Source organism: Streptomyces sp. ALB3, assembly GCF_044385685.1.
Classification (GTDB): domain Bacteria; phylum Actinomycetota; class Actinomycetes; order Streptomycetales; family Streptomycetaceae; genus Streptomyces.
The window spans coordinates 319,203-345,197 of the sequence record NZ_JBISCE010000046.1 but is presented as its reverse complement, the minus strand read 5'-3'; the positions used below and the strand labels follow the sequence as shown (position 1 = coordinate 345,197).

General features: G+C 70.6%; 22 protein-coding genes. 10 read left to right on the top strand and 12 right to left on the bottom strand.

The genetic code is table 11. The annotated features are described in order from the left end of the window. Positions 1 to 246 precede the first annotated feature (246 nt). The 3 genes from ACHFIV_RS31555 to ACHFIV_RS31545 all read left to right on the top strand — a co-directional run bounded on the left by ACHFIV_RS31555 (position 247) and on the right by ACHFIV_RS31545 (position 3,871). Positions 247 to 1,713, top strand: coding sequence for a molybdopterin molybdotransferase MoeA (locus ACHFIV_RS31555; RefSeq protein ID WP_458575939.1), 1,467 nt, complete (start codon positions 247 to 249; stop codon positions 1,711 to 1,713). Beyond that, positions 1,671 to 2,813, top strand: coding sequence for a potassium channel family protein (locus ACHFIV_RS31550; protein ID WP_398976077.1), 1,143 nt, complete (start codon positions 1,671 to 1,673; stop codon positions 2,811 to 2,813). The genes ACHFIV_RS31555 and ACHFIV_RS31550 overlap by 43 nt, the downstream gene beginning before the upstream one ends. Positions 2,814 to 2,884: 71 nt before the next feature. Continuing rightward, positions 2,885 to 3,871 (top strand): NAD(P)H-quinone oxidoreductase, encoded by a 987-nt coding sequence (locus ACHFIV_RS31545; protein WP_398976075.1) that lies wholly within the window; start codon positions 2,885 to 2,887, stop codon positions 3,869 to 3,871. Between the two features lie 312 nt (positions 3,872 to 4,183). Here ACHFIV_RS31545 and ACHFIV_RS31540 read toward each other — a convergent pair whose 3' ends face one another. From ACHFIV_RS31540 to ACHFIV_RS31515, 6 genes are all read right to left on the bottom strand, one after another. After that, the gene (locus ACHFIV_RS31540) at positions 4,184 to 4,738 is read right to left on the bottom strand and encodes a bacterial proteasome activator family protein (protein WP_398976073.1); all 555 of its coding nucleotides are present in this window, start codon (positions 4,736 to 4,738) and stop codon (positions 4,184 to 4,186) included. 258 nt (positions 4,739 to 4,996) lie between these two features. Continuing rightward, entirely contained in the window at positions 4,997 to 7,909 is a 2,913-nt protein-coding gene (locus tag ACHFIV_RS31535) for an FtsX-like permease family protein (RefSeq protein WP_398976071.1), read from the bottom strand. Beyond that, positions 7,906 to 8,670 carry an ABC transporter ATP-binding protein gene (locus ACHFIV_RS31530; RefSeq protein WP_398976069.1) on the bottom strand — a complete coding sequence of 255 codons (765 nt, stop codon included), beginning with the start codon at positions 8,668 to 8,670 and terminating at the stop codon, positions 7,906 to 7,908. Before ACHFIV_RS31530 ends, ACHFIV_RS31535 begins: the two co-directional genes overlap by 4 nt. 243 nt (positions 8,671 to 8,913) lie before the next feature. Beyond that, a complete protein-coding gene (locus tag ACHFIV_RS31525; protein WP_398976068.1) occupies positions 8,914 to 9,543 on the bottom strand; it encodes a PadR family transcriptional regulator in 630 nt (209 codons plus the stop codon). Positions 9,544 to 9,686: 143 nt separating this feature from the next. Next, the gene (locus tag ACHFIV_RS31520) at positions 9,687 to 10,139 is read right to left on the bottom strand and encodes a hypothetical protein (protein WP_398976066.1); all 453 of its coding nucleotides are present in this window, start codon (positions 10,137 to 10,139) and stop codon (positions 9,687 to 9,689) included. A gap of 190 nt (positions 10,140 to 10,329) precedes the next feature. Continuing rightward, positions 10,330 to 11,970: a protein kinase domain-containing protein gene (locus ACHFIV_RS31515; RefSeq protein ID WP_398976064.1), complete on the bottom strand. Its 1,641-nt coding sequence runs from the start codon at positions 11,968 to 11,970 to the stop codon at positions 10,330 to 10,332. 292 nt (positions 11,971 to 12,262) lie between these two features. Here ACHFIV_RS31515 and ACHFIV_RS31510 point away from each other — a divergent pair, with 292 nt between their 5' ends. Further along, entirely contained in the window at positions 12,263 to 13,870 is a 1,608-nt protein-coding gene (locus ACHFIV_RS31510; RefSeq protein WP_398976062.1) for a protein kinase domain-containing protein, read from the top strand. 30 nt (positions 13,871 to 13,900) lie between these two features. Here the strand turns inward: ACHFIV_RS31510 and ACHFIV_RS31505 are convergent, their stop codons facing one another. The 3 genes from ACHFIV_RS31505 to ACHFIV_RS31495 all read right to left on the bottom strand — a co-directional run bounded on the left by ACHFIV_RS31505 (position 13,901) and on the right by ACHFIV_RS31495 (position 16,326). Beyond that, positions 13,901 to 14,899, bottom strand: a complete 999-nt coding sequence (locus ACHFIV_RS31505) for a phosphotransferase (protein WP_398976601.1) — start codon at positions 14,897 to 14,899, stop codon at positions 13,901 to 13,903. 82 nt (positions 14,900 to 14,981) lie between these two features. Next, the gene (locus ACHFIV_RS31500) at positions 14,982 to 15,581 is read right to left on the bottom strand and encodes a pyridoxamine 5'-phosphate oxidase family protein (protein ID WP_398976060.1); all 600 of its coding nucleotides are present in this window, start codon (positions 15,579 to 15,581) and stop codon (positions 14,982 to 14,984) included. Between the two features lie 85 nt (positions 15,582 to 15,666). Then, complete coding sequence (locus ACHFIV_RS31495) at positions 15,667 to 16,326, bottom strand: response regulator (protein ID WP_398976058.1); 660 nt, start codon at positions 16,324 to 16,326, stop codon at positions 15,667 to 15,669. Positions 16,327 to 16,674: 348 nt separating this feature from the next. Between ACHFIV_RS31495 and pdhA the strand changes: the two genes are divergently transcribed. The 3 genes from pdhA to ACHFIV_RS31480 are packed head-to-tail and all read left to right on the top strand — an operon-like array spanning position 16,675 to position 20,238. After that, entirely contained in the window at positions 16,675 to 17,835 is a 1,161-nt protein-coding gene (gene pdhA, locus ACHFIV_RS31490; RefSeq protein WP_398976056.1) for a pyruvate dehydrogenase (acetyl-transferring) E1 component subunit alpha, read from the top strand. A 2-nt stretch (positions 17,836 to 17,837) separates the two neighbouring features. Next, a complete protein-coding gene (locus ACHFIV_RS31485; protein WP_398976054.1) occupies positions 17,838 to 18,818 on the top strand; it encodes an alpha-ketoacid dehydrogenase subunit beta in 981 nt (326 codons plus the stop codon). Positions 18,819 to 18,828: 10 nt separating this feature from the next. After that, a complete protein-coding gene (locus ACHFIV_RS31480) occupies positions 18,829 to 20,238 on the top strand; it encodes a dihydrolipoamide acetyltransferase family protein (RefSeq protein ID WP_398976052.1) in 1,410 nt (469 codons plus the stop codon). A 66-nt stretch (positions 20,239 to 20,304) separates the two neighbouring features. Here the strand turns inward: ACHFIV_RS31480 and ACHFIV_RS31475 are convergent, their stop codons facing one another. After that, a complete protein-coding gene (locus ACHFIV_RS31475) occupies positions 20,305 to 21,204 on the bottom strand; it encodes a D-alanyl-D-alanine carboxypeptidase family protein (RefSeq protein WP_398976050.1) in 900 nt (299 codons plus the stop codon). Between the two features lie 276 nt (positions 21,205 to 21,480). On the opposite strand from ACHFIV_RS31475, the gene ACHFIV_RS31470 reads away from it, so the two are divergent. Together ACHFIV_RS31470 and ACHFIV_RS31465 are read left to right on the top strand one after the other, a co-directional pair. Beyond that, positions 21,481 to 22,164, top strand: a complete 684-nt coding sequence (locus ACHFIV_RS31470) for a GntR family transcriptional regulator (RefSeq protein ID WP_398976049.1) — start codon at positions 21,481 to 21,483, stop codon at positions 22,162 to 22,164. Next, a complete protein-coding gene (locus ACHFIV_RS31465) occupies positions 22,161 to 23,468 on the top strand; it encodes a nitrate/nitrite transporter (protein WP_398976047.1) in 1,308 nt (435 codons plus the stop codon). The genes ACHFIV_RS31470 and ACHFIV_RS31465 overlap by 4 nt, the downstream gene beginning before the upstream one ends. Before the next feature lie 59 nt (positions 23,469 to 23,527). Here the strand turns inward: ACHFIV_RS31465 and ACHFIV_RS31460 are convergent, their stop codons facing one another. Beyond that, on the bottom strand, positions 23,528 to 24,352 hold the full coding sequence (locus tag ACHFIV_RS31460; RefSeq protein ID WP_398976046.1) for a maleylpyruvate isomerase family mycothiol-dependent enzyme: 825 nt from the start codon (positions 24,350 to 24,352) through the stop codon (positions 23,528 to 23,530). 198 nt (positions 24,353 to 24,550) lie between these two features. Here ACHFIV_RS31460 and ACHFIV_RS31455 point away from each other — a divergent pair, with 198 nt between their 5' ends. Then, positions 24,551 to 25,348 (top strand): carbon-nitrogen family hydrolase, encoded by a 798-nt coding sequence (locus ACHFIV_RS31455; protein ID WP_398976044.1) that lies wholly within the window; start codon positions 24,551 to 24,553, stop codon positions 25,346 to 25,348. A gap of 111 nt (positions 25,349 to 25,459) precedes the next feature. On the opposite strand, the gene ACHFIV_RS31450 is transcribed toward ACHFIV_RS31455, so the two are convergent. Beyond that, positions 25,460 to 25,963 (bottom strand): LURP-one-related/scramblase family protein, encoded by a 504-nt coding sequence (locus tag ACHFIV_RS31450; protein ID WP_398976042.1) that lies wholly within the window; start codon positions 25,961 to 25,963, stop codon positions 25,460 to 25,462. Positions 25,964 to 25,995 lie beyond the last annotated feature (32 nt).

The following is a 25,995-nucleotide window of genomic DNA, read 5'->3' as shown; positions in this document are numbered from 1 at the left end:
TCCGGCGCGTTGGCTGCGTCCTCTGAGCCGGCAACGGCAGAGCCAGGGACGCGCGCAGCCCCTGCCTCGGGCGGCCCCGCGCCGGACGCGCCGCGGTCGGAGCCCCCGGCGCCCGCCACTGGTTCGACACCGAGTGCCCGGACGCCTGATTCCCCGGCGCCAGACCTCCGGCCCGCAGCTCACCCGGTGGCAGGTACCCCTGCCGAAGGAGTCCCGACCACCGGGTTCTCTGCCGAAGGAGTCCCGATCACCGGTGCCTCTGCCGCAGGGGCCTCGGTTTGCGGTGCCTCTGCCGCAGGTGGCAGAGCCGCAGGTGACGAGACCGGGGGTGACAAGACCGGGGGTGACAAGGCCGCAGGTGACCAGGCTGTAGGCGACAGGGCGACTGGTGACAAGACGGCAGGTCACAGGGGCGCAGGCGCCTTGGCCTCGGGTGCTTCCGGCCGTCGCGGGCCGTCGCCGCACCCTGGCTCACCGCTTACTCCGCATGCCCATCGCGCCGGAGCCACCACCTGGGCGGGGGCGCGTGCCCTGGCCGAACGAATCGGCCGTACCGTCCCGTCGGCCGCCCACCGACTGCCGCTGGAACGGGCTCTCGGCCACGTCCTGGCCGAGGCCGTTGTCGCGCTCACTGATCTTCCCTCGTTCGACACCTCCGCCATGGATGGCTGGGTCGTCGCCGGACCGGGACCGTGGAGCGTACGGAAAGGGGAAGGGCTACTGGCCGGGCGTGGTTCCACAGAGCCGCTTCCGGACGGGCAGGCCCTGCGTATCGCCACAGGGGCCCGCCTGCCGGTGGACGCAACAGCCGTGATCCGCAGCGAGCATGCCCGCTTCGATGAGGCGAGGGGGATGTTGCACGCCACCCGCGAAGTCGTACCGGGTCAGGACATCCGGCCCCGGGGTCAGGAGTGCCGGTCCGGTGACGAGCTCCTGCCCAGGGGGACAGTGGTGACTCCGCCAGTGCTCGGACTGGCGGCTGCTGCGGGGTACGACGCTCTCGTCGCCGTACCCCGGCCCCGGGTGGATGTCCTCGTCCTCGGAGATGAGCTCCTTACGGCGGGACTCCCGCGAGAAGGGCTGATCCGGGACGCGCTCGGGCCGATGCTGGCTCCCTGGCTCCGTGCCCTGGGGGCGGAGGTCGCCCAGCCCCGGAGACTCGGCGACGATGCCGGAGCGCTTCGGCGGGCGATCGTCTCCTCAGACGCGGATCTGATCCTCACCACGGGCGGGACAGCTGGCGGTCCGGTGGACCATGTCCACCCGGTCCTGGCCGAGATCGGGGCCGAGTTGCTGATCGACGGGGTGGCCGTGCGACCGGGCCATCCCATGCTCCTGGCGCAACTCGCCGGGGGCGGCCCCTGCCTGGTGGGACTGCCCGGCAACCCGCTCGCCGCGGTCTCCGGACTGCTGACCCTGGCCGAGCCGCTGGTCAGGGGAATCGCCGGCAGGCCTGACCGGGAGCCTTACCGGGCGGCTGTTCACGAGGAGGTACAGGGGCACCCGCACGACACCCGGCTGATCCCTGTGGTCCACCGCGATGACAGTGTCAAGCCCCTCCACTACAACGGCCCCGCCATGCTGCGTGGGATCGCCGCCGCGGACGGGCTGGCCGTGGTGCCGCCGGGCGGGGTACGGTCCGGCACCGAGGTGGAGATCCTCGAACTACCGTGGGCCTCGGCGTCGCCGTGGACGGAAGGGTGTTTCACGTGAAACTTCCCGGCCACGACGCGATGGCCAGGCAGGCCGAAGAACACGTCGTACCGACTCGGGTGCTCCTGCCCCGACGGGTGGTCGACAGACCCCTGCGCCAAGTGGCCAAGCGGCTGGCGATGGCTCTCACGGTGCTGGCCACCACGGTCTTCATCGTCTGGGCGGACCGGGACGGCTACCACGACAACGCCGACAACAAGGTCGACTTCCTCGACGCCGTCTACTACGCGACGGTGACGTTGTCGACGACCGGCTATGGCGACATCGTCCCGTACAGCGACCCGGCCCGGCTCGTCAACGTGGTGCTGGTGACGCCGTTGCGCGTGCTCTTCCTCATCATCCTGGTCGGCACCACTCTCGAGGTCCTGACGGAGCGGACCCGGGAGGACTTCCGGCTGAACCGTTGGAGAACCAACTTGCGTGAACACACCGTGGTCGTCGGCTTCGGGACGAAGGGCCGCTCGGCCATCCAGACGCTTCATGCCACCGGCCTGAAAAAGGACCAGATCGTCATCGTCGACCCGGCCGGCAAGGTGATCGAAGCGGCCAACGCCGAGGGCTTCGTCGGGGTACTGGGCGACGCGACGCGCAGCGATGTGCTGTTGCGGGCCGAGGTTCAGAAGGCCCGTCAGATCATTATTGCGACTCAGCGCGACGACACCGCCGTACTGGTCGCCCTCACCGCACGTCAGCTCAACCGTGGAGCCAAGATCGTGGCTGCCGTGCGAGAGGAGGAGAACGCGCCACTGCTTCGGCAGTCCGGCGCCGATGCCGTGATCACGAGCGCGAGCGCGGCGGGCAGGCTGCTCGGCTTGTCGGTCCTCAGTCCCAGCGCGGGCACGGTCATGGAGGACCTCATCCAGCAGGGCAGTGGGCTCGACCTCATCGAACGGCCGGTGATAAAGGCCGAGGTGGGCAAGAACGTCCGCGAGACCGATGACCTGGTGGTCAGCGTCCTGCGTGGTCACCGGCTGCTCGGTTACGACGATCCGGCGGCCAGTCCGCTGCAGCTGACGGACCGAGTGATCACGATCGTGCGTGCCTCACCGCTGCACACGTCGCCGACGAACCATCCGCAGCAGCCCCACCAGCGCCCCTAGGAGCCCCGGCCGGACACGACGCGGACAGGCCCAACCCCGTCGGGGTCCTCGCAGGGAGTAGCCTCGCGGCCATGTATGCGATCACGATCCCCGAACCCGGCGGCCCCGAAGCGCTCGTATGGGCCGAGGTCCCCGATCCCGTACCAGGCGAGGGTGAAGTCCTCGTCGAGGTCGCGTCCAGTGCGGTCAACCGGGCCGACGTCCTGCAGCGGCAGGGGTTCTACAACCCCCCGGCCGGTGCCTCCCCCTACCCGGGTCTGGAATGCGCGGGCCGCGTCGCGGCCCGCGGCCCAGGTGTGACCGGATGGTCCGTGGGTGACGAGGTGTGCGGACTGCTCGCGGGCGGTGGATACGCGCAGAAGGTCGCCGTGCCCGCCGGCCAGTTGCTGCCCGTGCCCGACGGTGTCGGCCTCGTCGAAGCCGCGGCACTGCCCGAGGTCACGGCGACGGTCTGGTCCAACGTCTTCATGGTGGCTCACCTCCGCCCCGCTGAGACTCTTCTGGTGCACGGCGGTTCCAGCGGTATCGGCACCATGGCGATCCAGCTCGCCAAGGCTGTCGGCGCACGCGTCGCGGTGACTGCGGGAAGCTCCGAGAAGCTGGCGCGCTGTCAGGAACTGGGTGCCGACATCCTGATCGACTACCGCGAACAGGACTTCGTCGAGGAACTGCGCAAGGCGACCGACGGCGCGGGAGCGGACGTCATCCTCGACATCGTCGGTGCGAAGTACCTGGACAGGAACGTCCGGGCCCTGGCTGTGAACGGCCGCCTCGCCATCATCGGGCTCCAGGGCGGCGCCAAGGGGGAACTGAACCTGGGCGCCCTGCTGAGCAAGCGGGCCGCCGTCACGGCCACGTCGCTGCGCGCGCGGCCGCTCGCGGAGAAGGCCGCGATCATCGCGGCGGTACGCGAGCACGTCTGGCCGCTGATCGCCGACGGCGTCGTCCGGCCGGTCGTGGAGCGCACCATGCCGATGTCGGAGGCAGCAGAAGCGCACCGGCTGATGGAGTCCAGCAGCCACGTCGGCAAGATCCTGCTTGCCGCGCCGCAGGCCTGACGCGACCGGTCCGGGCGCGCACGACGCGTTCGCACCCTTCTGCGACCCGTGCCCGCGCTCCGCGTCGCGCCGTGTGGGCGCTTGTCCGTGTCGAGGCAGCGCATGACGAACGGACGCCTGCCCGTTTCACTCGGCCCACGGATGCCCGTCGGTCCGTGTCTGCGGGACAGCCGTGCCGATGGCTCACCCACGGCCAGGGAAAGCCGTGTCAGCATCCGCATGGACGCCGGGGCCCGGCACACGTCGCGTGTGCCGGGCCCCGGGGGCGTACAGCGGTCGGGGTGACCTGGAGCTACAGGTAAGGGGCCGGGACTACAGGTACGGGCCGGAGCGTGCCGGTCCGTGCGGATCGACGCCGCCTTCCTCGTCCTCCTGGCCGACACCCGGAGGAAGCGCGCGGCGCATCTGCTCCAGTTGAGCGCGGGCCGCCATCTGCTGGGCGAACAGTGCCGTCTGAATACCGTGGAAAAGACCCTCCAGCCAGCCGACCAGCTGGGCCTGCGCGATCCGCAGCTCGGCCTCGGAAGGGACGGACTCCTCGGTGAACGGCAGCGAGAGCCGTTCCAGCTCCTCCACGAGTTCCGGCGCCAGACCGTCCTCGAGCTCCTTGACCGAGCTCGCGTGGATCTCCTTGAGCCTGACCCGGCTCGCCTCGTCGAGAGGAGCCGCCCTGACTTCCTCCAGAAGCTGCTTGATCATGCTGCCGATGCGCATGACTTTCGCGGGCTGTTCGACCATCTCCGTCACCGGGACCTCGCGCGCATCGTCGTCACCGCCACCGCCACCGCCGCCGATAGCCATTCCGTCCTGCCCCACAACGAGGACTTGGGGGTGCTCCTGCGACCGTTCATTCCTCGGCATCTCCATGACGCCATTGTCTCCCACACGGGCCTCACCACATGGTGGTGCCCCCGGAAAGGGATGATCACCCTTGTCCGGGAGCACAACCGGGGCGCCAGTGGCCGGGCACCATGGTCCGGACACCAAGGAACCACGGTCGGGGCACCACGGCGCCACGGGCGGGGCGCCACCGGGTGGCAGCACCACGGCACCACGGCGCCACGGGCCGACCCTCCGACGGAGGCCGCCCGGACACCCCGGCATCCTCCGCCCGGTGTCAGGCGGTCATCCCGCTCGACGTGCCAGGGCAAGCCGTGATCCGGCGAACGCGGCGGCCAGCAGCCCTGCCAGCACCGGCACGGCCAGGGCCAGCAGACCGATGGTCTCCCACGGCATCACGACGGGCGTGTAAGCGGAGTCCATGGGCTGTTCCCGCATGGCGGCCATCGCCTTCCGCAGGTCCACCAGACGCAGTGCCACCGCCGGCACGATGCCCGCCGCCGTGCCGAGCAGCACGCCCGTGAGGGCGACCACCACGCACTGGAATCCGGAGAGTGAGCGCCGTACGCCAGGCGGTGCTCCCACCGCGCTGAGCGTGGTGAGATCGGCCTCCGCGTCGGCCTTCGCGAGACCGGTGGTGATGGCGGCGGCGCCCAGGGTCACCACGCCCGCGAAGAGGGCGAGGACCAGAAGGACGACGTCCTCGTCGCGGGACTGCGGACCGTTCTCCGTCTGGAGGTGGACCCCGTCACCGGCCTGTGCGAACGCCGCCGAGACCGCCTGCTGCTCGGCGTCCGTCGGTGTGTGCGCGACGGGGAGGACGCTGCCGTAGTCCTCCGTGTGCAGGCCCAGTTCCTTCGCCGTGCTCCGCGGAAGGATCATGCGGATCCCGGGGGTGGCGGCGAACTTCGCGGGGGCGACGTACACCTTCAGGCGGTCCGTCGTGGTCCTGGTCCTGGCCTTGCCCGGATGCAGCTTGCGGTTCTCCTTGTCTCTGTCGTTGTACGTGTGCACGGCCTTGACGACGACCTGGCCGTTCTCCGCGTACGCCGGGTTGAGGAGCACGGGGGTGCCCGCCGCGAGTGCCTCGGCTGCCTCGGGGTCGGCGAGCTTCACGTACGAGGTGAGGAGCGAGGCATCACCCACCATGATCTTGCTCTCGCCTGTGTGGAAGGCGGCCGCCGCGACGTACTCGTCCGTGCACGCCGGGGTGTTCATCAGTCTCTTGTGGTCCCCGGCGGACAGGCCTTCGGCGAGCTCGGTGGCACCTGCCCCCTGGAGCGGGCAGTCGTGTCCCTCGCCGGCGGGCTTGACGAGTTCGAGCGTGCCGCAGCCGTTCTCCTCCTCGTAGTAGACGGCGCAATCGGAGCCGGCCCAGACCCGTCCGATGTCGGCGCGGCCCCCGGCGAACGCAAGATGCTGCTCCGCGGCCGCCCGGGCCCGGGGCAGCTGGTCCACGGCCGACGGGTCGGAGGCCACGAGTGCCGCTGTGCCGGGGGTGAGAACCGGGAGGTGGTCGTAGTCGTGCTCCGCCATCACGCTCGACGTGTAGGTGGCGATGGCCACGGTGCCCGCGACCGCCGCCATCACGGCGGCCACCGCCGGAGCCGTGCGGCCCCGGTTGCGGGCGGCGTCGCGCAGCGCCATCCGGGGCGAGAGCGGCAGCCTGGCGCCGAGACGGCCGAGGGACCCGACGATCACCGGGATGCACGCCAGTACGCCCAACTCGGCGACGACCGAGCCTCCGGCAACCAGTGTCGTATCGCCCCTGGTGCCCCCGAGGACGGCGACGGCCACACCGGCGGCGAGGGCCAGGCAGCCCACCACCGTGAGCACGCGGGAACTCCGCCGTGTGCCGCGGCGACCGGTGAGCGATTCGAGGACGGACTGCCGGCCGGCCACGATCGCCGGGGCCAGGGCAGCGAGGACGCCGGTGATCAGGCCGGTCGCGGCGATCGCCAGCAGTTCCCAGGGCCGGATCTCGAAGGCGCCGAAGCGGCTCCCGGTCCAGCCCTCGATCAGTGGACGGAACAGGACGGTGAGTCCCAGGCCCGCCACCACACCGGCCACGGCGCCCGCCGAGCCGAGTACGGCCCCGCCTGCCAGGACCACCGCCCTGACCTGACTGCGGTCGCCGCCACAGGCGCCGACGAGGCCGAGTTGCCGGCGTGAGCGGCGCGCGCCGACCGCGAACGCGGGGCCCGCCAGCAGAACGATCTCCAGGACCGCCATGGAGACGACCGTGACGACGGCGGTGCTGAGCTCCGACGAGCCGCCACCGAAGGTCATGCCGTCGTGTGCCAGGTAGGGGACCTCCGAGTCCGGTGGCGGGTCCAGGGCGACCTGACGCGACAGGACCAGGACGCCTTGCCGGTTGGCGGCGAGCACATCCGTCCACCGGATGCCCGTCCCGGCCGGGCCGTCGACCAGCCATGTGCGGTCATCCGCGTGGGGCGGCGTGATCCTCTCGTCGCGCTCGGCCGCCGCCTTCCAGGGAGCGATCACCGTGCCGGGGTCGGCGTACAGCGCCTTCTTGCCGAGATCGGCGGGCAGCTCGACACTGCCGGTGATCGTGTACGTCAGGTCCGGACCACGCAGTGTCGTACGCGACCCGATGTGCAGTCCGGTCGATTCCAGGAAGCGCTCCGTGGCGACGACCTCGTTCCTCCCGGCCGGGTAGGCGCCGTCGATCAGGTCGACCTTGCCGCGGACCGCCGGGTCGGCGGTCCGCAGCTCGACGATCTCGGTGGCGGTGATGCCGTGCCGGGTGGTGACCATGGCGGGCACGGGCTGCTCGGTGAGGTAGCGAGAGCCCTGGGGTACGACTGCTCCTATGTCGACGGGGTCCGGCGCGTCGTTCCCCGACGAGCCCGACGAGCCCGACGAGCCCGACGAGCCCGAGGACTCCGACGACTCCGATGAATCCGGCGGTATCCCCCAGAGCGTGCTGTCGGGCAGCTGCTCGACGGGGACCGCCCCGATGCCGGCCGAGCTGAACACGGCGTCCGCCGACCCCATGCCGGCCGTGAGCTTCTCAGCGGTGGTGGGCGTCGAACTGCGGTACGTGACGTCCGCCGCGGTCACGCCGAGGACGGGCAGGGCGATCATCGCGACGACGAGCGCACTGCGTCCCCTGGCCCGCAGGGCGTCCCGCCTGGCGATCCGGAGGGCGGCTCTCCACCCCGTCAGCACGCTCACTTGGCACCCTCGGTGGTCAGCAGCGAGTCGGCGCCTGACGACAGCGTCTGGTCGACGACGGACCCGTCCCGGAGAAAGACGACCCGGTCGGCCCAGGCCGCGTAACGGGGCTCGTGCGTCACCATGACCCCTGCCGCGCCCTGGTCGCAGCGGTTGCGCAGCAGGGCGAGGACGGCCTCTCCGGTCTCGGAGTCGAGTGCTCCGGTCGGCTCGTCAGCGAGCACGAGCCGACGGTCACCCACGAGCGCCCGTGCGATGGCGACCCGCTGCTGCTGTCCGCCGGACATCTCGTCCGGGAAGCGGTCGGCGATCTCGGAGAGGCGCATCTCCTCCAGTGCGGCGAGGGCCTCCTTGCGGGCCTTGCGTACGGCGACGCCGTCCAGCTCGCGGGGGAGGGCGATGTTCTCCACGGCGGTCAGCGCCGGGATCAGGTTGTAGTCCTGGAACACATAGCCGACGCTGCGCCGGCGCAGGGCGGCGATGCCCCTCCGGCCGAGTGCGGAGATGTCCTGGCCCTCGACGAAGACCTGGCCGCCGGTCGCCGTGTCGAGGCCCCCGGCGAGGCTGAGGAGGGTGGACTTGCCGGATCCTGAGGGCCCCATCACGGCGACGAGTTCTCCCGCGTGCACGGAAAGGCTGATGCCGCGCAGGGCGTGCACCTCGGCGATGCCGGAACCATGGGTACGGGTGAGCCCCCGCAGTTCGAGGACGGGTGTGTCCCCGGGCGGGCCGGCGGGTGTGGAGGAGGCGGACGAGGACATGGGTGGTTGTTCCCCCTGGGGAGACGGGACGGCAAGTGGGAGAGAGATTCGGCGAGCAGGAAACGGAGACAGGCACGGGTGTGGCACGACGCGCGCACGTCGCCGGCAGGACACAGCGACGGACGAGGCACGACGTACGCGCTTCGGCGAGCGGGAAGCGGCGGCCGGAGCTCATCGCCGGCCGGCTGGTCGCCGTCGGCAGGAGCCGTGGCGGTGGTCGGACCGGTGGAGGTGCGCCCGGTGTCAGCGCCTGATCCGGGGCCGGGCGCCCGTCGCGTGCGCGGCCCCCGAGCGCTTGGCCGTACCGGAGGCGGAGCCGGAAGCAGGTTCCGTGGCCGCCGCCGCCGCGAGACGGACGAGGCGGGACTCGCAGTGGTCCAGCCAGCGGGCCTCCGCTTCGGCCTGGAAGATCAGCTGCTCCACCACGAGCAGCCAGGCGACCTCGTCACGGTCGGCGGGTACCTCGGCGAGCGCTCGGGCCTTCAGCCGGGTGTAGTCCTGCATGGCCTTCAAGGTGTGGCTGCGCTGTGACTGGATGACCGCACGGATGTCGACACCGGGCGCTCCCACCGCCATCGCGAGCTTGATCGCCAGTTCGTCGCGGGGCGGGTTGCTGCGGTCGACGGGGGTCTCGAACCAGCTGCTCAGTTCGGCCCGTCCGTCCTCGGTGATGGAGTAGAGCGTGTGCCCCGCATCGTCCTCACCGTCCTGGGTGACCATGCCGTCGCGCTCCAGACGACTGAGCGTCGTATAGACCTGCCCGACGTTCAGCGGCCAGGTGGACCCCGTGCGGGACTCGAATTCGGTACGGAGCTGGGAGCCGTACCGAGGCCCCCGCTCCAGGAGGGCCAGCAGCCCGTGACGGATCGACATACTGAGTATGTATACCCAGTATGCAGACGAGTGCAAGCCCTCCGGCGGCTCGGACGGTGCCTGAGGGGCGGTCCGTGGAAGGCGGAGCGAGAGGCAGGGCCGGTCGGCCGCAGTCACGCCGCAGGCCGGTTCGGGCGGCCGGCTCAGTCGGCGCGGCGCATGCGGATCGCGAAGAACGCCAGCCCCAGTCCGACCAGCGCGATTCCGCTGCCCAGGGACACGTCCCGCACCTCCCGCGCCGCGGGGTCGTCCCACGCCTGCCGTTGCCGCGCTGCCTCGCCGGGCTCGGGGAACGCCTCGGGCGGCGGTGTGAAAGCGGGCACCACGGCGGGGTCCGGGGCCACGGCGGGATCCGGGTCCGGCGGGACCTCGTCCGCCGCGGCCTCGGAGTCCGCCACCTCCAGGGGAGAAAGCGGCCGTCCGGGCCGCGCCCGTCCCTCCCCGGCCTGCCGTCCGGCCAGGGACGACTCCTCGGCCGAGGGACTCACCGCAGGTGAGGGAGTGGTCGAGGGGCGCGCCGGCCCCAGGTGCCCGGGCCGCGCGGACGCCACGGCACGGTCCTCCCCGTGTGCCCAGGCGGCGGGTCCGATCGCCACGCATACCGCTGTCATCAGACAGGCGACGCACCGTGACGACCGTGAAGCCGGGAGTCCTGATGGCATGAGATCAGCGTCACACGCTCTGGTACGTCCGGCATCCCGAAGAATGCCGGCACACCCGCAGCCCGGCCGCGCGCGGGTTCAGCCCCTGCGACAGGCGGGCGGCGGACCGCTGAGGGGCAGCCGGTCAGGCGGGGTCGCCCGTCGCGATGCGCAGCTCGAAGTGGGCGCCCCGCTCCGCCACGGCCGCGCCCGAGGTCGGGAACTGGTCGATGACCTGGTCCTCGGCGTAGGTGTTGCCCTCCACCTCGATGACCTTGACCGTCCAGCCGGCCGCGGCGGCGCAGGACTTCGCGGAGATGATGTCCTTGTAGACGAAGTTCGGTGCCTGCACCTTCGCCGGGTCGTCCGTGTCCTCGGTGGCGTCGGTGCAGTCCTCCTCGTCCATGGTGCGGTTCCGCTCCGGAGGCTTGTGCTCACCCGCCACCGTGGACTCGCCGGTGGTGGGGTCGCCGCCCTTACCGTTCTCCGAGTCGCCGTTCATGCTGAGAAAGGTGATCAGGCCACCGATCGCGACCAGGGCGACGACGATCGAGCCGACGACGACCGGCATGTTGCGCTTGGCGGGACCGCTGCCGCCGGAGCCCGTCGGCGTGTGCGGCGACATCGTGTAGGGCGGCGGCGTCTGCTGCCCCGGGTGCGCCGTGGTCCCGTAGGGCTGAGCCGCCTGCGGGTAGCCGTAGCCAGGCGTGGGGGCGGGCGTCGGTGCGCCGTAGGGCCCGGGCAGGTGCTGCTGGTGGAGGTGCGGCTGGTACGGCGTCTGCACGCCCTGCGGTGCGGGCGTGGCCTGGTCGACGGGCGGGAAGACCGCCGAGCCGACGCCCGAGCCGCTGTTCGCCGGGGCGCCGCCGCCGACGATGACCGGTGCGCCCGCCGGGCCGCTCGCGTTGAGTACGCGCGCGATCTCGTCCTGCATCGCCGCGGCGCTCGGGAAGCGCTCGTTCGGGTTCTTTTTCAGAGCGCGGGCGACGAGGGCGTCCATCGCGGGCGTGACCGACCGGTTGATGCTCGACGGGGCGACCGGCTCCTCCTGCACATGCGCGTAGGCGATGGCGAGCGGCGAGTCCGCGTCGAACGGGATGCGGCCCGTGAGCAGCTGGAAGAGCATGATGCCGACCGAGTACAGGTCGGAGCGAGCGTCGACGCCGCGGCCGAGTGCCTGCTCGGGGGAGAGGTACTGCGGAGTGCCCACGACCATGCCGGTCTGGGTCATGGAGGTGACGCCCGACTGCATGGCGCGGGCGATGCCGAAGTCCATCACCTTGACGACGCCGCGCTTGGTCATCATCACGTTGCCGGGCTTGATGTCGCGGTGGACCAGGCCCATCTCGTGGCTGGTCTCCAGGGCGGCGAGCACGTCGGCCGTCACCTTGAGGGCCTTGTCGGCCGGCATCGCGCCGTACTGCTGGATGTCCGCCTGGAGCACGGAGCCGAGCGGCTGCCCCTCGACGTACTCCATGACGATGTACGGCATCAGCGCGCCGCCGAGCTCGTCCTCGCCCGTGTCGAACACCGAGACGATGTTGGTGTGCTGCAGCTTCGCGACCGCCTGCGCCTCGCGCCGGAACCGCTCGCGGAACGACTGCTCGCGCCCGAGCTCCGTGTGCAGCGTCTTGATCGCGACCTGGCGGTCCAGGGCGGAGTCGTACGCGAGGTAGACGGAAGCCATGCCGCCCTCGCCGAGCAGGTCGCGCAGCTGGTAGCGGCCTCCGGCCACGGAACCGCCCGCGTAGCGCCCCTGTGCGCCGTGTGCGCCGTCGTGGCTCATGACTTGCTCCCCCTCGGCGCCCGGCGGACGCGATCATCCCTATTACGGGCCAAGTCTGCCCGAGGGGTACGACACGTCAAGCCGGGTGCCCGTTCCGTGACCCTACGCACAAGAAGCGTCTCGGAAGCGTTACAGGAAGCGCATGGAATTTGCGCGGACGGCGCGCGAGCCGATTGGATGGCCCGTCACTCCGGAACCGGTGTGTCGGACAGAGGCTGTAGCGTGGCGTGGCAATGCAGCAAGGCACCGTGAGAACCCGCGGACGCGCGGACAGAAACGACGGCGAGGACTGATGGCACCCGAATCCGAAGCAAACGGCGGCGGAGTTTCGGATGGCACCGACTCCTGGGGTGTCGGCGGTGTGGTCGGGGACGGCCGTTACCGCATGACCCACCGGCTCGGCCGCGGCGGCATGGCCGAGGTCTACGCCGCGGAGGACGTCCGCCTGGGACGCACGGTGGCGGTGAAGCTGCTCCGTTCCGATCTGGCCGAGGATCCGGTCTCCAAGGCCCGCTTCACGCGTGAGGCGCAGTCGGTCGCGGGGCTCAACCACCACGCGATCGTCGCCGTGTACGACTCCGGCGAGGACATCGTGGGCGGGTCGACCGTGCCGTACATCGTCATGGAGCTCGTCGAGGGCAACACCATCCGTGACCTGCTGCTCGAGGCCGAGGCTCCGCCGCCCGAGCAGGCGCTGATCATCGTCTCGGGCGTCCTGGAAGCCCTGGCGTACTCCCACCAGCACGGCATCGTGCACCGTGACATCAAGCCGGCGAACGTGATCATCACGCACTCCGGCGCGGTCAAGGTCATGGACTTCGGCATCGCCCGCGCGCTGCACGGCGCCCAGTCGACGATGACCCAGACCGGCATGGTCATGGGCACGCCCCAGTACCTCTCCCCCGAGCAGGCGCTCGGCAAGGCGGTCGACCACCGCTCCGACCTGTACGCCACCGGCTGCCTGCTCTACGAACTGCTCGCACTGCGCCCCCCGTTCACGGGTGAGACGCCGCTCTCCGTCGTCTACCAGCACGTCCAGGACATGCCGGTCCCGCCGTCCCAGGTCGCCGGGGCCGTCCCGCCGGAGCTGGACGGGCTCGTCATGCGTTCCCTGGCGAAGGACCCGGACGACCGGTTCCAGAGTGCCGAGGAGATGCGCGGCCTCGTCCAGTACAGCCTGCAGATGCTGCAGGTCCAGGGCGGGCACACGGGTACGTGGAACACCGGTCCGGTCAACACGCACGACGGTGGTCACACGGCGGCGATGAACATCGGCGGTGGCACGGCCGCGATGGGGCACCCCATGCACGGGGAGACCTCGCAGGGCCCCATCCTCCCGCCCATGAACCCGGACGACGGGGCGTACGCGGGCGGGCACGGCAACGGCGGCGGTCGCGGCAAGATGTGGCTGTTCGTCCTGCTCGCGATCATCGCGATCGGAGCGGGCGTCGCGTTCGCCATGCAGGCGGCGAACGGCGGCGGCGGCGAGAAGAAGACGCCGACCACGCCCTCCACCTCGGCCACCCCCTCCCCGACACCCTCCTCACCGGAGCCGACGGACGAGAAGACGCAGGAGACCGAGGAGCCGGACACCTCCACGGGCGGCCAGAACTGGCCCACCAAGGAGCCCACGTGGGAGCCGACGAACGACCCGACGGAGCCGACCGAGGAGCCGTCGGAGACGCCCTCGTCGCCGGACCCGGGTACGAGCGACGGCAGCACGACGACGGACGGCGGGACCGGTGACGACGGGGGGACCGGTGACGACGGCGGGACCGGTGACGACGGCGGGACCGGTGACGACTCGGGAGGGACGACGGAGGGAACGACGACGGGCACCGCGGCCGGTACCGCGGCGGGAGCCGCCGCCGGATCCACCGGGACCACCACCGGCGAGTGACCGCCGGCACCACCGGGGCTCATGAGGCGCTCACCCCGTGAAGGCCTCACCGACCGCCTCGTACTCGCGCGTCCACCACACCGCCAGGGCCGACACCGCAGGGAACTGCGGGTCGGCCCTGCGGTCGTTCAGGCGGTAGCGCCAGCTCAGTATCCAGAAGTCGTTGAGTCGCTCCCACCACACCCGGTGCACCGCGGCCGCCAGCTCGGCCGCCCCGGCGCCCGCCGACCTCCGGTAGGCGCGGGCGTACGCCCGCACCTTCTCCAGCGCCAGCTTCCCGTCGGGGCGTACGAAGAAGATCGCAGCCGCCCGCACGGCCTCCTCCGCGCGCGGCTGCACACCGAGCCGGTCCCAGTCCACGATGGCCACGGGGTCGGCGCCCCGGTAGAGCAGGTTCAGCGGGTGGAAGTCGCCGTGCACCCAGCCTCTGGCGGAGCCCTCGGGGGTGGGCGGACGCCGGTGCGCGTGCTGCTCCAGCAGGGCACGGCGTTCGACGAGACGGTGCACGGCGAGCTCGTCGAACGCGTCCCGGGGGCCCAGGTGCCGTGCGGCCGCCAGCAGGTCGTCGATCAGCGCGAACGTGTCGGCGGGATCGGGGCTCTGCCCCCGTACCGGAGGCGGCGGATCCGCCTCCATCACCTTCTCCAGACCCATGTGCACGGCTCCGAGGAGCGCTCCGAGCCTGCGCGACTGGGCGGTCGTCAGCTGGGCACCGTCCCGGTGGAGACCGTCGACCCACCGGTGGAGGGCGTAGCGCTGCCCGTCGATCACCGTGACCGTGTCACCCTGTGTGTCCGCGAGCGGCGGGGCCACCGGCACGCCGAGGGAGTGCAGCTGCTGGGTGGCCCGGTGCTGCCTGACGATCGTGGCGTGATCGCCGCTGGCGTCGTCGAGATGGTGCTTGTCGAGGTGATGCTTGAGGAAGTACGAACCGCGCGTCGTGGACACGCGGTAACCGTGGTTGAGCAGGCCCTTGCTGAGGGGTTCACAGGCGAGGGGCCGACCGGCGTCAGGGTAGCGGCGCAGCACCGCGTCGACCGGAGGGACAGGCGGAGGGGTCACATATGAGCGCGGCACGTGCCACATGTTAGGTGACGCTACGTGTCCGGCTTTACGGACTTGCGTCGAAGGTCAGAGTGTGCATGTAGGCGAGGTGCGGATCGAGCCGGAGATACACGGGGTCGAAGTGTTCGCCGTTCACCTCGTCCGGACCGGTTCCGAAGCGTTCGCGCTGCTCAGGGACCGGTTGCACGATCTGGACGGGGCCCGTGAACTGCACCGACCAGCAGTCCCCCGCATCGCCCGGCCGGGAGGAGCCGAAGTTGTCCGCCCCGTAGGCGACGACGCTTCCGTCGCAGGCCTCGTGGAAGCCGAACCCTTTGTGCATCCGCAGGAGGACCCCGCCCTCGACCACCAGGTGCCGGGCGACCGCCAGGAAGGGCAGGGCCCGCATGCTCATGGCCAGCCGGCCGTAGCGGACGCTGCCGAGCAGCTCGACGGCGCGCAGCCTGTCCGCCGCCGAGGAGCGCGGGGGCTCGCCGGAACCGGCAGGGCCGAAGGTGCCGCAGGCGGTCACCACTCCGGCGGCGTCCGTGGGACGGGAAGGGGTCAGTGCTCCGGCGTCCGTGCGGAGGGGAGCGGCCGGGGCTCCGGCGTCCGAGCGGCTGGGAGCGGCCACGACTCCGGTGTCCGGGGGGCGGGGGGAAAGCATGGCTCCCACTCTCCGGTACGGGTAGGGGCCGTGTAAGGGTCCGCCGCCCCCGGCGGTCCGGGACCAAAGACCCTGCCCCGGCGACTCAGCGCTTCTCGGCCTGGAGCCGCGCGACGTACGCCGCCGCCTGGGAACGCCGCTCCATGCCCAGCTTGGAGAGCAGGCTGGAGACGTAGTTCTTGATGGTCTTCTCGGCGAGGTGCAGCCGTTCGCCGATCACCCGGTTCGTCAGTCCTTCGCCGATCAGGTCGAGGATCCTGCGCTCCTGTTCGGTCAGCCCGGCCAGGCGGTCGTCGCTCCTGCCGTCCTTGCCCTCGCGCAGCCGTTCCAGGACGCGTGCGGTGGCCGCCGGGTCGAGCAGCGACTTGCCGGCCGCCACGTCCCGGACGGCGCTGAGCAGCTCGTTGCCCCGGATGGCCTTCAGTACGTATCCGGAGGCCCCCGCCATGATCGCGTCGAAGAGGGCCTCGTCGTCGGCGTACGACGTCAGCATGAGGCATTTGACGGTCTCGTCCCTGGAGCGCACCTCGCGGCAGACCTCGACCCCGCTGCCGTCCGGCAGCCGCACGTCCAGAACGGCGACATCGGGCCGGGTCGCCGGGATCCGCGCGAGCGCGTCCGCCGCCGTGCCGGCCTCGCCGACGACCTCGATGTCCTCCTCGGCGGTCAGGAGCTCATGAACTCCGCGCCGGACGACTTCGTGATCATCGAGCAGGAATACCGTGATTTTTCCTTCTTCGCGCACATTCGCAGTCTCACACACTCCCTTGCCCTCCGCCCTTCCCTGGGGCTGCCCGCCGGGATAACGTGCCGTTTGTTCCGGCCGCCTGCCAGGCTCTTACCAGTGCTGTGACCAGCGGGAGTTCGCGATTTTCGCGATTTACTTGGAAATCCAAGCAAAATCGCAGGTCACAAGGTGTTTCGCAGTTATGCGATGCACTGGGTAACGTGCTTATGACAGGACGCTCGCCGGGGCACCTGTCACGCCTGTTCCCGGCCGAGCGGCACCCACCCCGTGCACGGGTCCGGACACAGGCGAGCCGCACTGGCTTCCCGGCCATCCCGGGGGCCGGACCGACGGAGGAGCACGCACGTGACCGTGGAGAGCACTGCCGCGCGCAAACCGCGCCGCAGCAGCAAGCGGACAAGCGCCGCGAAGACGCCCGCGAAGACACCGGAGGGTTCCGGCCCCCAGCTGGTACAGCTGCTGACGCCCGAAGGCGAGCGCGTCGAGCACCCGGACTTCGAGATCGACCTGAGCGCGGACGAGCTCCGTGGCCTGTACCGGGACATGGTCCTGACCCGCCGCTTCGACGCCGAGGCAACCGCGCTGCAGCGCCAGGGCGAGCTGGGCCTGTGGGCCTCGCTGCTCGGTCAGGAGGCCGCACAGATCGGCTCCGGCCGTGCGCTGCGCGACGACGACTACGTCTTCCCGACCTACCGGGAGCACGGTGTCGCCTGGTGCCGTGGGGTCGACCCGACCAACCTGCTCGGGATGTTCCGTGGGGTGAACCACGGCGGCTGGGACCCGAGTACCAACAACTTCCACCTGTACACGATCGTCATCGGCTCACAGACGCTGCACGCGACGGGCTACGCCATGGGTGTCGCCAAGGACGGCGCGGACTCGGCCGTGGTCGCGTACTTCGGTGACGGCGCCTCCAGCCAGGGCGATGTCGCGGAGGCGTTCACCTTCTCCGCCGTCTACAACGCCCCCGTGGTGTTCTTCTGCCAGAACAACCAGTGGGCGATCTCCGAGCCGACCGAGAAGCAGATGCGCGTGCCGCTCTACCAGCGCGCCCAGGGCTTCGGCTTCCCCGGTGTCCGGGTCGACGGCAACGACGTGCTGGCGTGCCTGGCCGTCACCAGGTCGGCGCTGGAGCGGGCCCGGCGGGGCGAGGGACCGACCCTCGTCGAGGCCTTCACCTACCGGATGGGTGCCCACACCACGTCCGACGACCCGACCAAGTACCGGGCGGACGAGGAGCGGGCGGCCTGGGAGGCGAAGGACCCGATCCTGCGGCTGCGCAGCTATCTGGAGAAGCAGGACCTCGCCGACGCCGCGTACTTCACCGCGCTGGAGGAGGAGAGCGAGGCCCTCGGCAAGCGGGTGCGCGAAGCGGTGCGGGCCATGCCCGACCCGGACCGGCTGGCGATCTTCGACCACGTGTACGCCGACGGCAGTCCGCTCGTCGACGAGGAACGCGCCCAGTTCGCCGCCTACCAGGCATCGTTCGCCGAGGAGGGCAACTAGCCATGGCCGCTGAGAAGATGTCCCTCGCGAAGGCGCTCAACGAGTCGCTGCGCAAGGCTCTCGAAACGGACCCCAAGGTCCTCATCATGGGTGAGGACGTCGGCAAGCTCGGCGGGGTCTTCCGCATCACGGACGGGCTCCAGAAGGACTTCGGTGAGGACCGGGTCATCGACACGCCGCTCGCCGAGTCCGGCATCGTCGGTACGGCGATCGGCCTGGCCCTGCGCGGATACCGCCCGATCGTCGAGATCCAGTTCGACGGCTTCGTCTTCCCCGCGTACGACCAGATCGTCACGCAGCTCGCGAAGATGCACGCCCGCGCCCTCGGCAAGATCAAGATGCCGGTCGTCATCCGCATCCCGTACGGCGGCGGAATCGGTGCCGTCGAGCACCACAGCGAGTCGCCCGAAGCGCTGTTCGCGCACGTGGCGGGCCTGAAGGTGGTGTCACCGTCCAACGCGAGTGACGCCTACTGGATGATGCAGCAGGCCGTGCAGAGCGATGACCCGGTCATCTTCTTCGAGCCGAAGCGGCGTTACTGGGACAAGGGGGAGCTCGACGTCGAGTCCATCCCCGGCCCGCTCCACAAGGCCGCCGTGGCCCGTGAGGGCAGCGACCTCACGCTCGTCGCGTACGGCCCGATGGTGAAGGTCTGCATGGAGGCCGCCGCCGCGGCGCAGGAGGAGGGCAAGTCGGTCGAGGTCCTGGACCTCCGGTCGATGTCCCCGATCGACTTCGACTCCGTCCAGGCCTCGGTCGAGAAGACCGGCCGTCTCGTGGTGGTCCACGAGGCACCGGTGTTCTACGGTTCGGGGGCCGAGATCGCCGCCCGGATCACCGAGCGCTGTTTCTACCATCTCGAAGCACCGGTGCTGCGGGTCGGCGGCTATCACGCCCCCTACCCGCCGGCCAGGCTCGAGGACGAGTACCTGCCGGGTCTCGACCGGGTGCTCGACGCCGTCGACCGCTCGCTTGCGTACTGAGGAGAGGGCCGTGACGACGATGACCGAAACGTCTGCTCGTTTCCGCGAGTTCAAGATGCCCGATGTGGGCGAGGGACTGACCGAGGCGGAGATCCTCAAGTGGTTCGTCCAGCCCGGTGACACCGTCACCGACGGCCAGGTGGTGTGCGAGGTCGAGACGGCCAAGGCCGCCGTGGAGCTGCCGGTCCCGTTCGACGGGGTGGTGCACGAGCTGCGCTTCCCCGAGGGCACGACCGTGGACGTGGGCGAGGTGATCATCTCGGTCGACGTGGCGCCCGGCAGCGGCGACGCCCCGGCCGCGCCGGCCTCCGCCGCGGAAGCGGTGCAGCAGCCTGTGGCGGAGGCCGAGCCGGACGCGCCCAAGGGCCGTCAGCCGGTGCTCGTCGGTTACGGCGTGGCCGAGAGCTCCACGAAGCGCCGTGCCCGTAAGGGTGCCGAGGTCCCGGGTCCGGCCGCCGCCGCGATCCAGGCCGAGATCAACGGCCACGGCGCGAAGGTCCCGGAGAGCCGGCCGCTCGCCAAGCCGCCGGTGCGCAAGCTGGCCAAGGACCTGGGCATCGACCTGGCGACGGTCACACCGACCGGCGAAGGTGGCGTCATCACCCGTGAGGACGTCCACGCGGCTGCGGTGCCGGCTCCTGCCGAGGCTCTCGCGCCGGCCGGGGCGGCTGCCGGGGGCTCCGCTCCCGCACCGGCGGAGACACCGGTGGCCCGGACGGGCCGGGAGACCCGCATCCCGGTCAAGGGGGTGCGCAAGGCGATCGCGCAGGCGATGGTCGGCAGTGCCTTCACCGCTCCCCACGTCACCGAGTTCGTGACCGTCGACGTGACGCGCACGATGAAGCTCGTGGCGGAGCTCAAGGAGGACAAGGACATGGCGGGGGTCCGGGTCAATCCGCTCCTGATCATCGCCAAGGCCCTCCTGGTCGCGATCAGGCGCAACCCCGAGGTCAACGCGGCCTGGGACGAGGCCGGCCAGGAGATCGTGCAGAAGCACTACGTCAACCTGGGCATCGCCGCCGCCACACCGCGCGGCCTGATCGTGCCGAACATCAAGGACGCGCACGAGATGACCCTGCCCCGGCTCGGTGAGGCACTGGGCGAGCTGGTGTCCACGGCGCGCGAGGGCAGGACGTCCCCGGCGGCCATGGCGGGCGGCACGGTGACCATCACCAACGTCGGTGTCTTCGGCGTCGACACGGGTACGCCGATCCTGAACCCGGGAGAGTCCGCGATCCTCGCGGTCGGGGCGATCAAGCTCCAGCCCTGGGTCCACAAGGGCAAGGTCAAGCCCCGGCAGGTGACCACCCTCGCGCTCTCCTTCGACCACCGGCTGGTCGACGGGGAGCTGGGTTCCAAGGTGCTCGCGGACGTCGCGGCGATCCTGGAGCAGCCGAAGCGGCTGATCACCTGGGCCTAGGCCACCACGCAGAGGGGCCCGCCGACAGGCGGGCCCCTTCGCGTAGGTGCGGGCCGTACTACCGGACTACTTCTTGAACCCGTAGTCCAGGAGCTTCTTCGCGTCGGCCGTCCGGGTGGTCGCGGACGTCGAGGTGAGGACGGTGCCGATGACCGTCTTGCCGTTGCGGGTGGCGGCGAAGACCAGGCAGTACTTGGCCGTGGGCCCCGAGCCGGTCTTCACACCGGTCATGCCGCTGTAGCTGCCCAGCATGGCGTTGGTGTTGGACCACGACATGTAGCGGTAGCCACCGGACTTGGTGGTGACCTTCTGCTTCGTCGACTTCGTCTTCACGATCGCGCGGAACGTGGAGTTCTTCATCGCGCTGCCGGCGATCTTCGTCAGGTCGCGCGGCGTGGAGTAGTTTGAGCCGCCGCCGATGCCGTCGAACGAGTCGAAGTGGGTGTTCTTGAGCCCGAGACTCTTCGCGGATGCGTTCATCTTGCCGATGAAGGACTTGACCCGCGCGGCGCGCGTGGAGCCGGTGCCGAACTTGTCGGCGAGGGCGTACGCGGCGTCGCAGCCCGACGGGAGCATCAGGCCGTACAGGAGCTGGCGGACCGTGACCTTGTCGCCGACGATCAGCCGGGCCGACGAGGCGGTCTTCGAGACGATGTAGTCGCTGTAGGCCTTCTGGACCGTGACCTTGGAATCAAGGTTCAGGTTCTTCTGCGACAGCACCACCTTGGCGGTCATGATCTTCGTCGTGGAGCCGGTGGAGCGTCGGGTGTCCGCGGCTTTGCCGTAGAGCGTCTTCGCGGTGCCGCCGTTCATCACGAAGCCGCCCTTGGCGGTGATCGTGGGCGTGGGCGGTGCCGCGGCCACAGCCGTGGAGGCGAACGCGCTGCCCGCGACGACGGCTGCCGTGGTGAGGCCCACCGTGGCGGCCACGGTCGTGCGGTTCGTGCCCCTGAGACGGATATTCAAGTCAAACGCTCCAAATACACCTGAAATATGGCTACATGAGGGTGGTGCTCGGTGGTGAGACTCGTGAGACGGCCGGATGGATGTACCCACGAAAGGGTGACGCCGTTTCCGGGCAGACGGATCATATGACCCACCGCTTGGGCGACTCGCGGACGGGGTTCCCGGGGCGCGCGGGTGCGACCGCCCAGCGGACCGGATCGTGAAGCGGGCGCTGGGCCGGGGTCCGCATCGCGGACGAGGAGGCGAACGCACCCATCTTGTATCTATGCTGTGTGCATGCCTGCCGCACCTCTCACCGCACCCGTTGCCCGCACGGGGGACCCCAAGCCGCCACCCGCAGCGGAGCGCGTCTACACCCACGTCAAGGAAGCGGTCCTCGACCGCCGCTACGAGGGCGGCACCCTGCTCACCGAGGGCGACCTGGCCGAGGCCGTCGGCGTATCCCGCACCCCCGTCCGGGAGGCGCTGCTCCGCCTGGAGGTCGAAGGGCTGATCAAGCTCTACCCGAAGAAGGGGGCGCTGGTGCTCGCGGTCTCCGCCCAGGAGATCTCCGACGTCGTCGAGACCCGGCTGCTCGTGGAGGAGTTCGCCGCACGCAAGGCGGTGCCCGCGCCGGCACGGCTGATCGCCCGGCTCGAACAGCTCCTGGAGGAGCAGCGGCAGCTGGCCGACGCCGGCGACCTGGCCGCCGTCTCCGTCAAGGACCGGTGCTTCCACGCCGAGATCGTGAAGAACGCGGGCAACGAGATCCTCTCCCGTCTCTACGACCAGCTTCGCGACCGGCAGTTGCGGATGGGTGTCGCTGTGATGGAGGCGCACCCGGGCCGGATCGCCGCGAACATCACCGAGCACGGAGAGCTGCTGGACGCGATCAGGGCGGGCGACGCCGAGGGCGCCGCACAGGTCGTGCGGCGGCATGTCGGCCGGGTCAAGGTGCTGGTCCGGGGTGATGACCGATGACGTCCGCCGCCCCCGCACTCGCGTTGCCCGGGGACCCGCCCGGCGGCCGGCGTGCCGCGTGGGTCTGGGGCATCGGCGTCGCCGTCTACTTCGTCGCCATCATCTTCCGTACGAGCCTGGGTGTCGCCGGACTCGACGCCGCCGACCGGTTCCACGTCAACGCCTCGGCCCTGTCGACCTTCTCCATCCTTCAGCTGCTCGTCTACGCCGGCATGCAGATACCCGTCGGCCTCCTGGTCGACCGGCTCGGCACCAAGAAGGTCCTCACCATCGGGGTGGTGCTCTTCACGCTGGGACAGCTGGGCTTCGCACTCGCCCCCTCGTACGGCATGGCGCTCGCCTCCCGCGCGCTGCTCGGCTGCGGGGACGCGATGACGTTCATCAGTGTGCTGCGGCTCGGCGCCCGGTGGTTCCCGGCGCGGCGCGGACCGCTGATCGGGCAGGTGGCCGCGCTCTTCGGGATGGCGGGCAACCTCGTCTCCACCCTCTTCATCGCCCGCGCGCTGCACGGCTTCGGCTGGACCACGACCTTCGTCGGCAGCTCGCTGGCGGGCGTCGCGGTGCTGGTCCTGCTTCTGCTCTTCCTCAAGGACCACCCCGAGGGTCATGAGCCACCGCCGGCCGAGCACGCCGGAGCGGCGTACGTGCGGAAGCAGATCGCCGCATCCTGGCGCGAGCCTGGCACCCGCCTCGGCATGTGGGTGCACTTCACCACGCAGTTCCCCGCCATGGTCTTCCTGCTGTTGTGGGGCATGCCGTTCCTCGTCGAGGCGCAGGGTCTGAGCAGGGGCACCGCCGGTGAGCTGCTCACCCTGGTGGTGCTCACCAACATGGCCGTGGGGCTCGTCTACGGGCAGGTCATCGCCCGCCACCACGCGGCGCGCGCGCCGCTGGCCCTGGGCACGGTCGCGATGACGGCCCTGCTCTGGGCGGCCACGATCTTCTACCCCGGTGACCACGCGCCGATGTGGTTGCTGATCACGCTGTGCGTGGTCCTCGGTGCCTGCGGGCCGGCCTCGATGATCGGCTTCGACTTCGGCCGGCCGGCCAATCCGCCGGAACGCCAGGGCACCGCGTCGGGCATCGTCAACATGGGCGGTTTCGTCGCCTCGATGACGACGCTCTTCGCGGTGGGCGTCCTGCTGGACGCGACCGGGGACAACTACCGCGTCGCGTTCGCCTCGGTCTTCGTCCTGGAGGCGCTCGGCGTCGTGCAGATCCTGCGTCTGCACGCCAGTGCCACGCACAGGGAGCGTGACCACCACGTCGTCAGCCGGGTGGAAGCCGTACACGTCCCCGCCTGACGGCGCCCGCCGGCGCGCCCGTCCCGGCCGTCCTGGACGGGCGGCCGCCGGTCGCCGCGCTACGGGGTGAGGGCGAAGTGGCGCAGGATCTCGGCACCCAGGGCCTGGTCGCCCTCGACCTTGACCAGGTCCTCCACGGCATGCGCCCGCACCCGGCCGCATGCCAGCCGGTAGTACGTCTCCCAGTCCATCGCCAGGGTCACCGCGGGGCCCAGCGAAGGAGATCCGTCGACCGAACCCCTGCCCTCGCTGTCGACCCTGACGGTGCGCAGGAACTCCAGCGGGCCGTGCACGTCGAGGACCACGGCCGAATCGGCCGGAGCGCCCGCGTCCTTGGCGACCACCTTCGCCAGCCCGGCCAGCAGTGTGTCCCGCACGACCAGGGCGCCGGGGGAGTCCAGGTTGCCCGGCTGCCCCAGCGTCGTACGCAGATCCTGCTCGTGCACCCACACGTCGAACGCCCGCATGCGCAGCGCCAGCTCCAGCGTCTGCTCGGCGCCGAGGGGCGCCCGCACCATGGTCTCGGGGGCGCGCGACTCGTTGCGCAGCTGACGCATGCGCCGGATGAGGGTGTACTCCAGCTCCGACGTCATCTCAGGTGCCGTGTGGTGGCGCCGTACGTCGACCTGCATCTCCATGTAGCGCTGGTGGTCGTTCTGCACGTGGTACAGGTCGCGCGGCAGCGTGTGGATGGGACGGGGATCGCCGAGCTGCTCGCACTCCATACCGATGACGTGCGAGACGATGTCCCGCACCGACCAGCCCGGGCAGGGCGTCCGCCGGTTCCACTCCCCTTCGGGGAGCGGCTTGACCAGCTCGGCTATCGACTCGACGGAGTGGGTCCAGGCATCGGCATAGGTCTGGAGGCTGGGATGGACGGTCACGGGACCCCTCGTGCGGTTCTGCGGTGCATGGGCTGGAGAGCAGGGGAGTGCCGACGGGGGCCGGCACCGACGGTGCTGTCTGCGGGCTGCGTGGGAGGTTCGCTCGCTAAGTTACGCTGCGAGCAGGCACCCCGGCAGTGCTTTCGTGTGACGATCGTAGGCCCGTGTTGACGGCTTCCATGCCAGGACGGTGGTAGTGTGCACGCCTCTCTCATCCAGATCGCAATAAACCCGGATGAATCGGTCAATTCCCGTAGAGAGCGCGCGGCTTCACTGGTCGTGGCCCAACGGGGTGCGGACCTTGTCGTCCTCCCTGAGCTCTGGCCGGTGGGTGCCTTCGCCTATACCGCGTTCGCCGACGAGGCCGAGCCGTTGCTCGGGCCCACGCACGACATCATGGCGAAAGCGGCGGCCGAGGCGGGGGTCTGGCTGCACGCCGGGTCCTTCGTCGAGCGCGCCGAGGACGGCACCCTTTACAACACCTCGCTGGTCTTCTCCCCCGAGGGTGAGCGGGCGGCCTCCTATCGCAAGATCCACCGCTTCGGCTTCGACAAGGGCGAGGCGGTCATGATGGGGGCAGGCGAGGAACTTGTGACGGTGGCTCTGCCGGAGACCGTCCTCGGCCTCGCCACCTGCTACGACCTGCGCTTCCCCGAGCAGTTCCGCGGGCTCGTCGACGCGGGCGCCGACACCATGGTCGTCTCGGCCGGCTGGCCGGAGCGCCGCCGCTCCCACTGGACTCTGCTCGCGCAGGCGCGCGCCGTCGAGAACCAGGCATTCGTCCTGGCGGTCGGGTCGGCGGGTACCCACGCGGGGGTCGCGCAGGCAGGGCACAGCATCGTCGTCGACCCGTGGGGCGAGGTGCTCGCCCAGGCCGGTGCGGCCGAGGAGGTCCTCACCGTGGAGTTCGACCCGGCGAGGGCGACGACCACCCGTGAGCAGTTCCCGGCCCTCAAGGACCGCCGTCTGGGTCTCGCCGCGAGGCGCCTGGCCTGAGCCCTTCCGGCGCACCCGGCGGATGAGCCGGGGCAGGAAGTCCGACGGTCCGGTTTCACGTGAAACCGGACCGTGGGCCCCGCGGGGCCCGGTCCGGCCGCCGCTGCCCCGTCAGCCCTCGGTGTGCTTGTCGTGTTCCTTGTCCGCCAGGACGATCACGCACACCGCCACCGCGAGGAGCAGAGGCGCGTCGGCGTCCTCCCGAACGATGTCGACGCCGTAGGTGTCGCGGACGGTGAGCCACCGCCGGGAGATCTGGGCGAGCAGCTCGCCGTCGTAGTCGATGGCGAACTCGCGGTCCAGGATCTTGCCGCTCACGTCGAGCTCGGTGCCGTCGACCAGGGTCACCCGGTAGTGGTTGCGCAGGAGTGAGAGACGCTTTCGCTTGACCGTGGCGAGCTGCTCGCCGTCCCGCTCGATGAGCATCGTGTCGCGCAGGCTGATCAGCTTCTGCCGGATCTCCACCAGTACCCGGCCGCTCGTGTCCTTCAGCTCGAAGGTGTCGCGGAGCCGCATGGCCTTGCCGTCGACGAGGAAGAGCTTCCGCCCGTCGACATCCGCGATCCAGTAGTCGTCGCCGACGCCGAACATCCGCTCCCGCACGAGAAGTCTCATGGATCACAGGATCCCCGACGCACCGCCGGAAT